We start from the raw sequence: 13,639 nt of genomic DNA, 5'->3' as shown, positions 1-13,639 counted from the left end.
AGCGGGAACCTGCAGCTCGGGACGTAACGAACGGGCGGCGGGTACGGAGTCAACCACGCGTCCGCGGTGATCCCCCCGGCCGCGGGCGCGTCTGGCCGGGGTTCGCTCCGGCCGGCGGCAGCACCCGCCCTGCCCGGGCGGGTGCTGTTCGCTCCATCCGATTTCCGGCGCTTCGCTCCGGCGGGCTCGAGGCCGCAGGCCGGTCGGGAGAGGTCAGCCGAGGATGCGCTGGCGCGCGGCACGGCGAGTGGCTTCCGTGCGCTCGACGATCGCGGTGCACAGCAGGCACGGCTGGCCGTCCGGCTCGACCATCGGCGCCGCGGCCACCATGTGGCCGCAGAGAGCCTGGTAGTGGCCGTCGCTGCTCCGGGCCGCCGCCGCGAGCTCGGCGTCGGGCACCTCATGGGCGCGCGAGTCGATCGAGCAGGTGACGGTGATCGTGTCGACAGGACGTCGACCAGCGTGATCGCCACTGCTCATGGATACGAGTGTCCCCAGTCCGGCTTGCGGACGCAAGCGCGTCTGCAAGTACATTCGGCGCGTACATCTGCAACGAGCATCGGGGAGGCGCAAATGCACCAGGTCGAGGACAACGGCATCGCGGCGGATCAGCTGGGTGCCGTGGCGTGGCGCAAGAGCAGCGCCAGCAACCCGAGCGGTGACTGCATCGAGGTTGCCGCCCTGGACAGCGGTGCCGTGGCGGTGCGCAACTCCAGGGACCCCCACGGGCCCGCGCTGGTGTACACGCGTGCGGAAATCGCCGCCTTCGTCGCGGGCGCGAAGGACGGCGAGTTCGACGACCTGACGAACTGAAACTTCACCCGATCGGTGACCCGGCGCGGCGGTTCGGCCGGGCACCGCGTCACGGCTTGCGGCCGATGCCGCCCGCGTAGAGCGTGTGTACCGGGCTCTCGGCGAGGGTGAACTCGTCGGGGCGCCAGTCGTTCGCGTACACGAGGCCGGGCTCCACGAGCTCGAGCCCGTCGAAGTAGCCGCCGAGCTCCTTCCACGTGCGGAAGCGGCCCGAACCGAGGCCACCGTGGAGGAACGCGAGCTCGAGCGCGTAGGCGCGCGACTTGCCGTCGTCGAGGAAATGCGACAGGGCCATGTAGCTGCCAGGGACGAGCCATTCCCGCACGGCGGCGAGGATCCCGACCGGATCGTCGTCGTCGGACAGGTGGTGCACCACGCCGGAGAGCAGCACCGCGAACGGTGCGTCGAGGTCGAGCAGCCCCAGCGCGGTGACCTGCTCGAAGAGCGCTTCGGGCCTGCGCAGGTCTGCCGTGACCACGGCGGTCTGCTCGTCGACGGCGAGCAGCGCCCTCGCGTGCGCCAACACGACCGGGTCGTTGTCGACGTAGACCACCCGGACGCCCGCGTCGATGGCCTGCGCCACCTCGTTGACGTTGCCGTCACTCGGCAGCCCGGATCCGATGTCGAGGAGCTGCCGGATTCCTGCGTCACGCACCAGGAACCGCACGGCGCGGCGCAGGAAGCACCGATTGGCCTTGGCGATCTCCCCCACCTCGGGGACGACGTTCCGCATGGCGTCGGCGGCCCGCCGGTCGACCTCGAGGTTCTCCTTGCCGCCCAGCAGGTAGTCGTAGACGCGGGCGATGGAGGCGCGGGACGTGTCGACGTAGAACGGCGCGGGCGCCTGCTCGTCCACCGCTCCTCCTGCCGCCCGTCCCGATGCGCGCGCCGACAGTAACGCGTTCCACAAGCGGCGGATAGTGTGACCGGCGGTCACACCCCGTGACGCATCGACGCCTGCGCATCTCCTGCGTCGTAGGGTCGTGGCGTGGATGTTGCTGCCTTGCTGACCGACGCGTTCTCCCGGATCGGGGAGGAGGTGCACGGTGCCGCCGACGGGCTCTCCGCCGACCAGCTCGCGTACCGCATCGACGACGAGGCCAACTCGATCGGCTGGCTGGTCTGGCACCTGTCCCGCGTACAGGACGACCACGTGGCCGGGGTGGCCGGCACCGAGCAGGTGTGGACCACGCAGGGCTGGGCGGACCGGTTCGCCCTGCCCTTCCGGGTAGGGTCGATCGGCTACGGGCACAGCTCGGACGAGGTCGCGAAGGTGCGGGTGGAATCGCCGGAGCTGCTCACCGGCTACTACGACGCGGTCGCGGCGCGCACCCTCGACTACGTCGGCGGCCTCACCGATGCCGATCTCGACCGCGTGGTGGACGAGGCGTGGGACCCGCCCGTCACCCTCGGCGTCCGTCTGGTGAGCGTGATCGACGACTGCGCCCAGCACGCGGGCCAGGCTGCGTTCGTGCGCGGGATCGTGGAGCGGCGCTGAGGCGTCCTCGGGAGACTCATGACGTCGACTTGATCACGTCCCGACCAGCGGTAAAGCGACGTTATGCTGCCTGGCGCGCGGGTTCACGCTGCTGGGGGGCTAATGGTCGAACTCGGTCCGGACGACCCGTCCACGATCGGCCCGTACGTGCTGCTCGGCAGGCTGGGTTCCGGAGGCATGGGCGTGGTGTACCTCGGCCGCGACGAAGCCGGCGGCCAGGCCGCGATCAAGGTCATCCATCCGCAGCTCATCGGCGACCCTGAGTTCAGGGCTCGGTTCGCCCGCGAGATCGCCACCGCCGGCGCCGTCAACGGGCCATGGATCGCGCGCGTACTCGCTTCTGACCCGGTCGGTTCCCGGCCGTGGCTCGCCACCGAGTACGTCGACGGCCCGAACCTCGAGGAAGAAGTGACCCGGTCGGGCCCGCTGCCTCTGCCCACGGTGCTGCCACTCGCCCGCAAGCTCGCCGCCGCGCTCGCCTCCCTGCACGCGAGTGGCGTCGTACATCGCGACCTGAAGCCGAGCAACGTGTTGCTCGCGAGCGACGGGCCGCGGCTCATCGACTTCGGTATCGCCCGCGCCGTCGACGCCACGAAGATCACCCGCACCGGGGACGTCATCGGCACCCCCGCCTTCATGTCGCCCGAACAGGCCCTCGGTGCGGAACCCGAGGCGCCGTCCGACGTGTTCTCGCTCGCGTCGATCCTCGCCTTCGCGGCGACCGGTACGGGTCCGTTCGGGACGGCGGCCAACCCGCTCGCGATGCTGATGCGGGTCAGCCAGCAGGATCCGGACGTATCCGTGGTGCCCGACGAGCTGCGTCCGCACCTGGAGGCCTGCCTGGCCCGCGACCCGGCCCGCCGTCCGACGGCACCGGAGCTCGTCGAGCGGCTGGGGGCCATTCCGCGGCTGGCGGTGCCGGAGCTGGTCGAGCGGACCGAGTCCACTGCGCGGCTGGCGGTGCCGGAGCTGGTCGAGCGGACCGAGTCCACTGCGCGGCTGGCGGAGCGGAAGCTCGTTGAGCGGACCGAGTCCACTGCGGGGCCGACGGTCAAGCGGGTGGAGACCCCGCGGGCGCGCAGGCCCAGGGGGTGGCGGCGGGGGATGATCGTGGTGAGCTGCGCGCTCGTGGCCGCCTTGGTGGCCGCGCCCGCCGTCGTCATGAGCCCTCTCCCCGAGCCCTCGAAGGCCCGACACGTCGAGACCAGATGGCTCGGCGAGGGGACCTACGACGTCGAGATCACCCGAGATGGAGCGCACATCATCGCAGTCGCGGGCGTCGACGGCCTGCTCGTGGTCGATCCCGCCACCGGTGCCGCCACCGCGCGGATCACGCCGTCCGCCAGTCGGATCGGCGGCTTCGCGCCGGCCCCTGACGGGAAGAGCGTGTACGCAGTCGAGCACGAGGGTATAGGCAGGTTCGATCTCGGCACGGGCGACTTGCTCGCGCAGTTTCCCGTCGGGGAGAGGCCCTACCACCCGGCGGTGGCCCCGGACGGACGCACCGTGTATGCGAGCGGCAACGACCAGGATCGGATCTTCGCCATTGACACCGCCACCGGAGCAGTGCGCGCCACCGAGCCGCTCGGCCGCGGCCCCTTCGAGGTCGTCGTCAGCGCCGACAGCCAGACGTTGTACGTGACGAGGATGTCGTCGTCTCAGGGGGTTCTCGTGGTCGACGCCGCGTCCCTCGCGGTCGTGAACAACCTCGCACTCGAGTACGTGACCGACATCTCGGTAGCCCCCGACGGCAGCCGCGTCTACGTCTCGTGCCGAGACGGCATCGTCGTACTCGACGGCCGGACCCGGCGGGCAATCGGTCGATTCGAGCTGCCACGGTCGTCTGGCGGCCCGTCGCGGATGGTGGTCTCGCCCGACGGCGCGTACCTCTACGCAATCGACTCACTCGATCCGTACGTGCGCGTCATCGAGACGACAACGGGGCAGGAGGTGGAGGCGGTGCCGCTCGAGGGCGAGGCTCGCTCCCTCGCCATCGCCCCGGACGGGCGGCGCCTCTATGTCTCCGAGCACAACGGTGACGCGCTCTGGCTCGTCGACACCACGGCGTACACCACATGATCCGCTGTCGCCGGCTCAGGACAGCAGCCCTGGCAGCCAGGTCGCGAGCTGCGGGAACGCGATCATGATTGCGAGCAGGAGACCTTCGATCGCGACGTACGGGGCGATGCCGCGGAAGATGTCGGCGAGGTCGAGCTCCGGCACCACCGACTTCATCGTGTAGAGGTTCAGCCCGACCGGCGGCGTGATCACCGCGATCTCCAGGTTCACCACCAGCAGCACGCCGAACCACAGCGGGTCGTAGCCCAGCTCCTCGATCGCCGGCACCAGGATCGGGGTGACGACGAGCAGGAGCGACGCCGCGTCGACGAGGCAGCCGAGCACGATCAGCACGAGCATGATGCTGATCATGATCACGGTGGCCGGGACGTCGAGGCCCACGATGAACTCGGTGAACGCGTCGGGCACGCGGGCGAGCACGAGCATCTGGGTGAACACGAACGCGGCGCCGACGATCGCGAGGACGGCGGCGGTCACCTGCGCCGTCGAGACGAAGATCCGCTTCAGGTTCCCCCAGCCGAGCTTGTGGTAGATCGCCCCGGTGACGGCGAACGCGGCGAGCGCGCCCACCGCGGCGGCCTCGGTGGGCGTCGCGATCCCGGTGTAGATCGAGCCGAGCACCAGCAGGATCAGCAGCAGGGCGGGGGAGATGCGCCCGATCGCGGCGAACCGCTCGCGCCACGTGAAGCGGTCCGGGTCGACGGGGGCGTTCGCAGGCGCCACCTTCGCGCGCACCACGATGTACACGATCATCATGGCCGACAGCACGAGGCCGGGGACGAGTCCGCCCGCGAACAGCTGCGCCACGCTCTCGCCGGTGATCGACGAGTACAGGATGAACATCAGGCTCGGCGGGATCAGCATCGCGAGCGCGCCGGACGCGGCGACGGCGCCGCTCGCGAACGCCGGTTTGTACCCGCGCTCCAGCATCTCCGGCACGGCCATCCGGCCGATCACGGCCACCGAGGAGATGCTCACGCCCGACATCGCCCCGAACACCGTGGACGCCCCGACGGCGGACGCGCCCAGCCCGCCGGGCACCCGGTTGAACCAGCGGTGCGCGGCGGCGAACAGGTCCCGCCCCAGCCCGCTCACGGCGAGCGCCTCGCCGAGCAGGATGTAGAGCGGCGCGGCCACCAGCGCGTACTCCTGCAGCTGCGACACGAGCGCGAGCGGCACGAGTTCGACGGCCGTGAACCCGCCGAGGCCGAGCAGCCCGGCCACGCCCGCGACGCCGAGCGCCACGAAGATCGGTGTGCGCAGCGCGATCAGCACCAGCAGCAGCACCACGGCGAGGGTGACGATCAGTCCGTCCGCGACCATCACGCCACCCCCTGCGCCTCGGCCGGGGCCTCCGCCTCGCCCGGTGCCGCGTCCGGAGCCGCGGCCGGGAACAGCAGCGCCACCAGCACGAGGAACACCCCGGACAGGGTCAGCACGGCATCCGGCATCCAGAGCGGGATGTTGAAGGTGCCGGCACCGGTGAGCCCGCCGGCGTACGCCACGGTCATCGACCGGAACGCGGTGACCGCGAGCACGAGCCCGAGGAACGCCGTGGCCGCGGTGGTGAGGATGTCGGCCGCCCGGCGCGCCCGCCCCGGCATGGCGCGGTACAGCAGGTCCATCGAGATGTGAGAGCCCGTGGCGTAGAGGTGCGGTACCGCGAGCATCGTCGCGACGAGGACGCCCGTGGAGTTGAGCGGGTAGGCCCAGTCCGTGGGGGCGGCGAACAGGTAGCGGGCCGCCACGTCGTAGGTGATCGTGAGCATCATCAGCCCGACGATGGCCATCGCCACGATGGCCATCGCCCATGTGCAGGCCAGTACGGCCCGGCGGATCCCCGCCACGGTTCCCCCTACGCGTTGTTGATCAGGTCGACGGCCCTGGTGGCGACACCCACGTCGCCGATCAGGTGCTCCCACCGCCCGTACACCGGCTCGACCGCCGCCCGGAACGCCTCCAGCTCCGCGCCGTCCGGCTCCACGATCTCGACTCCGCCCTCCAGGACCTGCGCGATGTAGTCGCCCTCGTGCACGCCGACCATCACCTCGGTGCCGTCCCGGTAGAGCGCGCGCCCTGCCTCGTCGAGTGCCGCGCGCAGCTCGGGCGGTTGAGCGGCGTACCAGTCGCTCCGGCAGTACGCGTCCACGGTGTACGCACCGAAGTGGGCACGCGTGCCGTAGCGGACGATCTCCTGCAGGTCGCGGGACACGACCGTGCCGAGGTAGCTCATCAGCCCGTCGATCGTGCCGCGCTCCAGGGCTTCGAACACCTCCGACGAGCCCATGAACACCGGCGCCCCGCCGAGCGCCTTGACGGTTTCGCCCTCGATCTCGCCCGCCACGCGGATCCGCAGGCCGCGGACGTCCTCGGGGCGCCGGATCGGCCTGCCGATCGTCCAGAGGTACTCGAACGTGCACGGCATCCCGCCGAGCAGCCGCACGCCCTGCCCGGCGAGATGCTCGTTGACCAGTGTGAACAGCGGGCCGCCCGGGTCGATCGCCCGGCGCTGCTTCGCGTAGTCCTCCGCGCCGAACGGTAGCTCCATCGCCCCGAGGATCGGGAAGCTCGAAGACACGTACGAGCTGGTCTGGAACATCACGTCGGCCACCCCGAGCATGAGCCCCGGGAGCAGCTGCTCGGCGCCGAGCAGGGTGCCCGCGTCGTACATGTCGCAGGTCAGGCGCCCGCCGCTGGTGGTGGCGAGGGTGTCCATGAACGTCTGGACGCCCGGGTAGAGGTCGTCGTAGGACTTGGGGATGTAGGTGGCCGTGGTGATGCTGCCCGTGGTGGCGGCGTCGGCGCGGCCGCACGCCGCCAGCCCGGCCACCCCCAGCCCCGCGGCCGCGAGGAAGCCGCGCCTCCCGATGGTTCCGCGCTCGCTCTGCGGTCCTCGCAGACCCCGTGGACCCTGCGAGGACACGCTCCGGCGCGCGTAGCCACCCATGGCCGACAACCTCGGTGATGGCGATCACCGCTGTCAAGTCCAGACGTCTGATGTGTCTCGCGTCGCGTGCCGGAGCCGGCGAAGGCGGGCGGGCGGCGCCCGTGATCCAGATCTCCGGCTGTCTTCTCGGTGGCGTACGGATGAACCGCCCAGGGATCGCGGAAACGGCACGTGAACAATAGCTGACATCATTTCGCGAACATCGGACTTCTGCGGTTGCGCGCTCGATACGGCCGTCCCCGCGGCTTAGGCTGAGCGCGCATCGACAACGGAGGACCTCTCCCCACATGGCCACCGCAATCTTCCCGCCGGAAACCCCGGTCCGGCGGGCCGGGACGCACCGTACGCGCCGTTCCCAGCCGCGTGCCCGATCCCGCAACCGGCTGCGGAACTGGCTGCTTTTCGCCCTGCTCGCCGGGCCGAACATCGCATTGCTCGTCGTGTTCACCTACCGGCCATTGGTGCAGTCGTTCTACCTCTCGACGCTGCAGTGGAACCTCGGCTCGCCCACCGCGAGACCGGTGGGCCTGGCCAACTACGCCGACTTCTTCGCCGACCCCGGCACCCCGCGCATGCTCACCGTCACAGTGATCTTCACGCTCGCCACGGTGGGCGGGGGCATGGTGCTCGGTCTCCTGCTCGCGGTGCTGCTGAACCGCAAGCTGCGCTTTCGCGGCGCGGCCCGCACGATCGTCGTCGCACCGTACGTGCTGTCCGGTGTCGCGGTCGGGCTGCTGTGGCTGTTCGTGTTCGACCCGAACTTCGGCGTTCTGGGGGCGTTGCTGCGGGCGGTCGGCATCGGCTCGCCGGACTGGTACACCGACCCCCAGTGGGCGCTGGTGATGATCATCATCGTGTACCTGTGGAAGAACGTCGGGTACGTGGCGCTCATCTATCTCGCGGGATTGCAGGCGGTGCCCCGCGATCTGCTCGAAGCGGCCTCACTCGACGGCGCGTCACCCATTCGATCGTTCGTTTCCGTGGTGCTGCCGCTGCTCGGGCCCACCACGTTCTTCCTCGGCATCACCACATTGCTGACGTCGTTGCAGTCCTTCGACATCATTCGCGCCATGACCGACGGCGGCCCGCTCGAGGGAACGACCACGATGATGTACTCGATCTACCTCGAGGGATTTGCGGGCGGACGGGCCGGCTATTCGTCGGCGATCGCCACGATGCTGTTCCTGGTGCTCTTCGTCATCACCGTGGCGCAGCTGCGCTTCGTGGAGCGGAAGGTGCACTACTCATGATCGTGGACGCGCACCCGCGGGCTCGGGCCGGGCGGCCGGCCGTCGGCGGGTACCTCACGATGGCGCTCGCGGTGGCCGTGATGGTGCTGCCACTGGTCTGGATGGTGCTCGCCAGCTTCAAGGGCATGGACGAGCTCTACCGCATACCGATCCAGTGGCTGCCGGACTCGGTGGCACCCACCAACTACGTGACAGCCACGCAGACCGTCCCGTTCGGCATGTTCTTCGTCAACAGCGCGATCACCACGGTGCTCGGGGCAGGCGTGAAGATGCTGCTCGGGCTCATGACGGCCTACGCGCTGGTGTTCGTCGACATCCCGTTCCGCAGGTTCTTCTTCTACGTGGTGGTGTGCGCGCTGCTCGTGCCGCAGCAGATCGTGCTCATCCCGAACTACGCGCTGGTGGCCCAGCTCGGCTGGCTCAACACCTACCAGGGCCTGATCATCCCCGGCCTGGCGAGCGCATTCGGCACGTTCCTGTTCCGCCAGCACTTCCTGACACTGCCCCGCTCGATCCTCGAGGCGGCGGAGCTGGACGGCGCCGGGCACTGGCGGCGGCTGTGGCGGTTCGTCGTGCCGCTCTCGGGGCCCACGATCGCCGCGGTCGGGCTCGTCTCGATCGTCACCGAGTGGAACGACTACCTCTGGCCGCTACTGGTGATCGACCGGCCGGAGATGATGACGCTCCCGGTCGGGCTGACCCTGCTGATGAACTTCGACGGCGTCCCGGACTGGGGCGTGATCATGGCAGGCACCGTCCTGGTCACCGTGCCCGTCCTCGCCGTGTTCTTCCTCCTCCAGCGCCGGATCGTCGCCGGGCTGGTCACCGGCGCCGTCACCGGCTGAACCCTTCTCCACTGAGAGGCACGACATGACCACACCCGAACTCTCCCGGCGCGGGCTGCTGCGCCTCGGCGCCCTGCTGGGCGGCACGGCCGCCCTCGCGGCGTGCGGCGGGCCGAGCATCTCCGAGTCGGGCGGGGCGGCGCAGGCCGACATCGACTGGTCCGGGGTGCAGCCGGCCTCCCAGATCACCTGGTGGAGCAACCACCCGGGCACCTCGATCGAGCTGGAGAAGGAGTACATCCGCCGATTCCAGGAACAGAACCCGGGCATCACCGTCAACCTGGTCACGGCGGGCAAGAACTACGAGGAGGTCGCGCAGCGGTTCCAGGCGGCCGCAGGCACCGACAACACGCCGGACCTGGTGGGCGCCAGCGACGTCTGGTGGTTCCGCTACATGATCAACGGCCAGATCATCCCGCTGGACGGGCTGGCGCGGCACCTGCAGATCGACACCGGCGACTACATCCCCACGCTCTACGACGACTACGCGTTCAACGGCCAGCACTGGGCGGCGCCGTACGCCCGGTCGACACCGCTCTTCTACTACAACCGCGGCGTCTGGCAGCGCGCAGGCCTCCCCGACCGCGCCCCCGAGACGTGGGACGAGTTCGAGCAGTGGGCGCCCGCGCTGGCGCAGGTCGTCGGACGACCGCCGCTGGGCCTCGGAACGGCCAATTCGTGGGGCGCGTGGTGGTTCTACAACTTCATGTGGGGCCGGGGCGGGTCCTACTCGCAGGAGTGGACGCTCACCCTCGACAAGCCGGAGACCCTGGACGCCGGCGAGTACGTACGGGCCCTGGTTCACGACAAGCAGGTCGCGGCCCCGACCCAGGGCGGCGACGACGGGTACGTCGCTGACTTCTCGGCAGGCGTCACCGCCTGCACGATGGCGTCCACGGGCTCGCTGCGCGGCATCTTGGCGCAGGCGCAGTTCGAGGTCGGCGCCGGCTTCCTGCCCAAGGGCCCGGCCGGGCCCGGCTGCCCGACGGGCGGCACGGGCGTCGCGATCGCATCGGCCAGGTCGCCGGAGCAGCAGCTCGCCGCGGGCATGTTCCTGAAGTTCCTCACCGACACCGCGCAGACCGCGCACTTCTCGGCGGGCACCGGCTACATGCCCGTGCGCACCTCGGCGATCGAGAGCCCCGACATGGCGGCCGTGTTCGCGCAGACGCCGCTGGCCCGCACGGCCGTCGACCAGCTCGCCACCACCCGCGTGCAGGACTGGGCCCGCGCTTTCGTACCGTCCGGCGACCAGTACCTCACGACCGCCATCCAGAAGATCGTCCTGCAGAACGAGAACCCGGCCACGGCGTTCTCCGCCGCCGCCACGGAGATCAAGACCTCGTATGAGCAGAACGTTGCGCGCTACCTCTAGGGCGGTCCCGAGCGACCTGCTCCCCGAGTCCCTTCGCCCGCAGCCGGGCCACATCCGCACCATCGCGCACCGCGGCGACTCGTCGTCGGCGCCGGAGAACACCATCGCGGCCTTCGACGCGGCCGTCGCCGCCGGGAGCGACCTGATCGAGATCGACGTGCGGATCGCGGCCGACGGCGTCCCGGTGATCATCCACGACGGATCGGCGCTCAGGACGACCGGCATGGCCGCGGACGTCGCCCTGACCAGCTCGGAATCGCTCGGCGCCGCTGACGCGGGCAGCTGGTTCGGGCCCGGGTTCGCCGGCGCCCGCGTGCCGACGCTGACCGAGGTCGCCGAGTGGGGCGCCGCGCACCCGGACGTCGGCTGGCTCGTGGAGTTCAAGGGCAGCTGGACCGCGGCGCAGATGGACGGGTCGGTCGCCACGATCCGGCGCCACGGGCTGACCGGCCGCACGATCCTGCAGGGCTTCGAGACCGAGACGGTCGCCGCGGCCCGCGACGTCGCGCCCGAGCTGCCGCGGGCCCTGCTCGTCTACCGCCCCGAGCACCTCGACGGGCTCATGGAGCGCCTGCAGGAGCTCGGGGCCGCCGGCTGCAACCCGATCGGCCAGCTGCCGATCGAGATGCCCGGCCTCGCGCTGCGACTGCGGGAGGCCGGCTACAGCGTCTACCCGTGGACCCTCGACGAGCCCGACGAGTGGGGCGCGGCGGGTGTCGCGGGCGTGGACGGCGTGATCACCAACCGGCCGGGCCCCTTCCGCAACTGGCTCGCCCTCCGGTGGACCGGCGCACAGGAGCTGGCGTCCTGACCGCGCGGTAGGAGGAGTAGCGGCACCCGGGGCGCGCGCGCCACCGGGCGCCGGTGAGGATCTGGCGCGTGAGCTCCACGGATCGCCACGCGCGGCGCCCGGCCCGGCACCGCCGACTCGACGGCGACGTTCTGGAAGGGCACGGCCACGGCCACGGGCACTCGCCCGCGCCGCCGGCCGATCGCCGGGTGCGGATGCTGATCGCGGCGCTGCTGGTGCCCTGTGCCATCGCGACGGCGGTGGGTCTCGTGCTGCTGTATCCGGCAGGCGAGCCCGCCGCGGCGGACGACGTGACCGCGGTGCGCGTCGACGGACACGTCACGACGGCAACGGAGGCCCCCTGTACGGACGACCCCAGCGCGGAGGGCTGCCTGACCCTGACCGTCGCGATCGCCGAGGGACCGCTCGCCGGGCGGAGCATCCAGACCGAGGTCTCGATCGTTCGAGGTGAGGCGCCGTTCGGAGCCGGGGACGACGTCGTCCTCTCCGTGCCGGACGACGAGCTGACCGAACCGACGGCCTACGCGGTGGTCGACTTCCAACGCGACACCCCGTTGCTGGTACTGGCGCTGCTCTTCGCGGCGGCCGTCATCGGGCTCGGCGGACGGCGCGGCTTCGCGGCGATCGCGGCGCTCGCGCTCACCGCTACGACGCTGATCGCGTTCGTGCTGCCCGCGATCCTGGCCGGCCGCGACCCGCTCGCGGTCGCCGTCGTCGGCTGCTGCGTGATCATGTTCGGAGCGCTCTACCTCACCCACGGCTTCTCGGCGCGGACCTCGACCGCCGTGTTGGGCACGCTGGTGAGCCTGGTGCTGATCGGGCTGCTCGGCACCACGTTCGCCCACCTCGCTCAGCTCAGCGGTGCCGACGAGGACACCGCCAACCTCGCCGCGGCGCTCGGTACGGGTGTCGACAGCCGCGGGCTCGTGCTGGCCGGCCTGATGATCGGCGCCCTCGGGGCGCTCGACGACGTGACCGTGACCCAGACCTCCGCGGTCTGGGAGCTGCGGCAGGCGGACCCGGGTTTGCGCAGCATCGCGCTGTTCCGCGCGGCCATGCGGATCGGGCGCGACCACGTGGCGTCGGCGGTGAACACGCTCGTGCTCGCCTACGCCGGAACCACGCTTCCCCTGCTCCTGGTCTTCTCGGCCAACCAGCGCGGCCTCGGCGACGTGCTGACCACGCAGGTCATCGCCACCGAGGTGGTGCGCACCCTGGTGGGGAGCATCGGCCTGGTGGCGTCCGTCCCGGTCACGACGGCGGTCGCGGTGGCCGTGGCCACCCGCGGCAATCGGGAGACCGTCGGGAAGCACTAGGTCGCGAAAAGTCAGCGGAGGTCGCGTCCGGGCACCGGTTGGCCCGCGCTCTCCCGGCTGCCGGCGCGGGTGCGCCGTGGGTCGGGGGCGCCGCGGTCCGGGAACCGCCGCAGGAACTCCTGCTCCAGCGCGAGCATCCGCTCGGTGTGCGCCCGCAGGGCGGATTCGCTGCCGTCGAGCACGGTGTCGTGGCGGGTCTCGTGCAGGTGGGCCAGCTCGCGGCGCAGGACGTCGTCGGCGAGCTCGGAAGGGGCGATGCCGTGCGATCGGTCCGTCATGGGCCAGGAGTGCCCGCCGGACGCGCTCCACATGCGGCACTATCGAACGGGTGATCGTGCGAATGTCGACAGCGGGTGCCGTCGTGCAGGACCCCGACGACCTCGCCGACCTGCGCCTGGACACCGAGCTCGACACCAAGGGGCTCCGGAAGGCACTCACCACGACGGGCACGGGGAAGCTGTCGGACGACGACACCGCCCTGCTGGACGTGGCCGTCCTCCGGTCGCTCGCCGTGATGAGCATGAGCCCGACGTCGGCATCGGCCTGGTCGAAGCGCTGGGCCGGAATGCTCGAAGACACGAGGCGCCGAGGCCGGATGTCGGCGGACGGGCGGTCGGTGCGGGTTCCCGTCAGCCGAGCGCGTCGATGATGCGGTCCGGCCACTGAGGTCGTGAGTGGATACGCGAGCTGGGGCGCGCGTATCCA

Annotated in this window: 15 protein-coding genes; 9 read left to right on the top strand and 6 right to left on the bottom strand. The window is 70.9% G+C overall.

The genetic code is table 11. The annotated features are described in order from the left end of the window. Positions 1-213: 213 nt before the first annotated feature. Entirely contained in the window at positions 214-480 is a 267-nt protein-coding gene (locus tag K1T35_RS31185; RefSeq protein WP_220255362.1) for a hypothetical protein, read from the bottom strand. Positions 481-573: 93 nt separating this feature from the next. Here K1T35_RS31185 and K1T35_RS31180 point away from each other — a divergent pair, with 93 nt between their 5' ends. Next, positions 574-813, top strand: a complete 240-nt coding sequence (locus K1T35_RS31180; RefSeq protein ID WP_220255361.1) for a DUF397 domain-containing protein — start codon at positions 574-576, stop codon at positions 811-813. A 49-nt stretch (positions 814-862) separates the two neighbouring features. On the opposite strand, the gene K1T35_RS31175 is transcribed toward K1T35_RS31180, so the two are convergent. Beyond that, on the bottom strand, positions 863-1,669 hold the full coding sequence (locus tag K1T35_RS31175; protein WP_220255360.1) for an SAM-dependent methyltransferase: 807 nt from the start codon (positions 1,667-1,669) through the stop codon (positions 863-865). 132 nt (positions 1,670-1,801) lie between these two features. On the opposite strand from K1T35_RS31175, the gene K1T35_RS31170 reads away from it, so the two are divergent. Then, positions 1,802-2,311: a DUF664 domain-containing protein gene (locus K1T35_RS31170; protein ID WP_220255359.1), complete on the top strand. Its 510-nt coding sequence runs from the start codon at positions 1,802-1,804 to the stop codon at positions 2,309-2,311. 102 nt (positions 2,312-2,413) lie between these two features. Further along, positions 2,414-4,390, top strand: coding sequence for a serine/threonine-protein kinase (locus tag K1T35_RS31165; protein WP_220255358.1), 1,977 nt, complete (start codon positions 2,414-2,416; stop codon positions 4,388-4,390). A gap of 15 nt (positions 4,391-4,405) precedes the next feature. On the opposite strand, the gene K1T35_RS31160 is transcribed toward K1T35_RS31165, so the two are convergent. From K1T35_RS31160 to K1T35_RS31150, 3 genes are read right to left on the bottom strand one after another with little or no spacing between them, the layout of a single operon-like run. Continuing rightward, positions 4,406-5,713, bottom strand: coding sequence for a TRAP transporter large permease (locus K1T35_RS31160; RefSeq protein ID WP_220255357.1), 1,308 nt, complete (start codon positions 5,711-5,713; stop codon positions 4,406-4,408). Next, a complete protein-coding gene (locus tag K1T35_RS31155; RefSeq protein WP_220255356.1) occupies positions 5,713-6,237 on the bottom strand; it encodes a TRAP transporter small permease in 525 nt (174 codons plus the stop codon). The genes K1T35_RS31160 and K1T35_RS31155 overlap by 1 nt, the downstream gene beginning before the upstream one ends. A gap of 8 nt (positions 6,238-6,245) precedes the next feature. After that, positions 6,246-7,337 (bottom strand): TRAP transporter substrate-binding protein, encoded by a 1,092-nt coding sequence (locus K1T35_RS31150; protein WP_220255355.1) that lies wholly within the window; start codon positions 7,335-7,337, stop codon positions 6,246-6,248. A 287-nt stretch (positions 7,338-7,624) separates the two neighbouring features. Here K1T35_RS31150 and K1T35_RS31145 point away from each other — a divergent pair, with 287 nt between their 5' ends. The 5 genes from K1T35_RS31145 to K1T35_RS31125 all read left to right on the top strand — a co-directional run bounded on the left by K1T35_RS31145 (position 7,625) and on the right by K1T35_RS31125 (position 12,934). Beyond that, positions 7,625-8,587 (top strand): carbohydrate ABC transporter permease, encoded by a 963-nt coding sequence (locus K1T35_RS31145; RefSeq protein WP_220255354.1) that lies wholly within the window; start codon positions 7,625-7,627, stop codon positions 8,585-8,587. Then, positions 8,584-9,432, top strand: a complete 849-nt coding sequence (locus tag K1T35_RS31140; RefSeq protein ID WP_220255353.1) for a carbohydrate ABC transporter permease — start codon at positions 8,584-8,586, stop codon at positions 9,430-9,432. The genes K1T35_RS31145 and K1T35_RS31140 overlap by 4 nt, the downstream gene beginning before the upstream one ends. A gap of 25 nt (positions 9,433-9,457) precedes the next feature. Further along, positions 9,458-10,807: an ABC transporter substrate-binding protein gene (locus K1T35_RS31135; RefSeq protein WP_220255352.1), complete on the top strand. Its 1,350-nt coding sequence runs from the start codon at positions 9,458-9,460 to the stop codon at positions 10,805-10,807. Further along, a complete protein-coding gene (locus tag K1T35_RS31130) occupies positions 10,779-11,618 on the top strand; it encodes a glycerophosphodiester phosphodiesterase family protein (RefSeq protein WP_220255351.1) in 840 nt (279 codons plus the stop codon). Before K1T35_RS31135 ends, K1T35_RS31130 begins: the two co-directional genes overlap by 29 nt. A 68-nt stretch (positions 11,619-11,686) precedes the next feature. Next, positions 11,687-12,934: a YibE/F family protein gene (locus tag K1T35_RS31125; protein ID WP_255620940.1), complete on the top strand. Its 1,248-nt coding sequence runs from the start codon at positions 11,687-11,689 to the stop codon at positions 12,932-12,934. Positions 12,935-12,945: 11 nt separating this feature from the next. On the opposite strand, the gene K1T35_RS31120 is transcribed toward K1T35_RS31125, so the two are convergent. Continuing rightward, positions 12,946-13,212, bottom strand: coding sequence for a DUF6158 family protein (locus K1T35_RS31120; protein ID WP_220255350.1), 267 nt, complete (start codon positions 13,210-13,212; stop codon positions 12,946-12,948). A 50-nt stretch (positions 13,213-13,262) separates the two neighbouring features. Between K1T35_RS31120 and K1T35_RS31115 the strand changes: the two genes are divergently transcribed. Continuing rightward, positions 13,263-13,583: a hypothetical protein gene (locus K1T35_RS31115; protein WP_220255349.1), complete on the top strand. Its 321-nt coding sequence runs from the start codon at positions 13,263-13,265 to the stop codon at positions 13,581-13,583. Positions 13,584-13,639 lie beyond the last annotated feature (56 nt).

This window comes from Pseudonocardia sp. DSM 110487 (genome assembly GCF_019468565.1).
Taxonomy (GTDB): domain Bacteria; phylum Actinomycetota; class Actinomycetes; order Mycobacteriales; family Pseudonocardiaceae; genus Pseudonocardia.
Note: the sequence above shows the minus strand (reverse complement) of the source record. Positions and strands in the feature narration are given on the sequence as shown.

What these genes read in the sequence shown, in the direction of transcription:
- K1T35_RS31185 (WP_220255362.1), bottom strand. Translation starts at nt 480, where the DNA reads ATGAGCAGTGGCGATCACGCTGGTCGACGTCCTGTCGACACGATCACC.
- K1T35_RS31180 (WP_220255361.1), top strand. Translation starts at nt 574, where the DNA reads ATGCACCAGGTCGAGGACAACGGCATCGCGGCGGATCAGCTGGGTGCC.
- K1T35_RS31165 (WP_220255358.1), top strand. Translation starts at nt 2,414, where the DNA reads ATGGTCGAACTCGGTCCGGACGACCCGTCCACGATCGGCCCGTACGTG.
- K1T35_RS31160 (WP_220255357.1), bottom strand. Translation starts at nt 5,713, where the DNA reads ATGGTCGCGGACGGACTGATCGTCACCCTCGCCGTGGTGCTGCTGCTG.
- K1T35_RS31150 (WP_220255355.1), bottom strand. Translation starts at nt 7,337, where the DNA reads ATGGGTGGCTACGCGCGCCGGAGCGTGTCCTCGCAGGGTCCACGGGGT.
- K1T35_RS31145 (WP_220255354.1), top strand. Translation starts at nt 7,625, where the DNA reads ATGGCCACCGCAATCTTCCCGCCGGAAACCCCGGTCCGGCGGGCCGGG.
- K1T35_RS31140 (WP_220255353.1), top strand. Translation starts at nt 8,584, where the DNA reads ATGATCGTGGACGCGCACCCGCGGGCTCGGGCCGGGCGGCCGGCCGTC.
- K1T35_RS31135 (WP_220255352.1), top strand. Translation starts at nt 9,458, where the DNA reads ATGACCACACCCGAACTCTCCCGGCGCGGGCTGCTGCGCCTCGGCGCC.
- K1T35_RS31130 (WP_220255351.1), top strand. Translation starts at nt 10,779, where the DNA reads ATGAGCAGAACGTTGCGCGCTACCTCTAGGGCGGTCCCGAGCGACCTG.
- K1T35_RS31120 (WP_220255350.1), bottom strand. Translation starts at nt 13,212, where the DNA reads ATGACGGACCGATCGCACGGCATCGCCCCTTCCGAGCTCGCCGACGAC.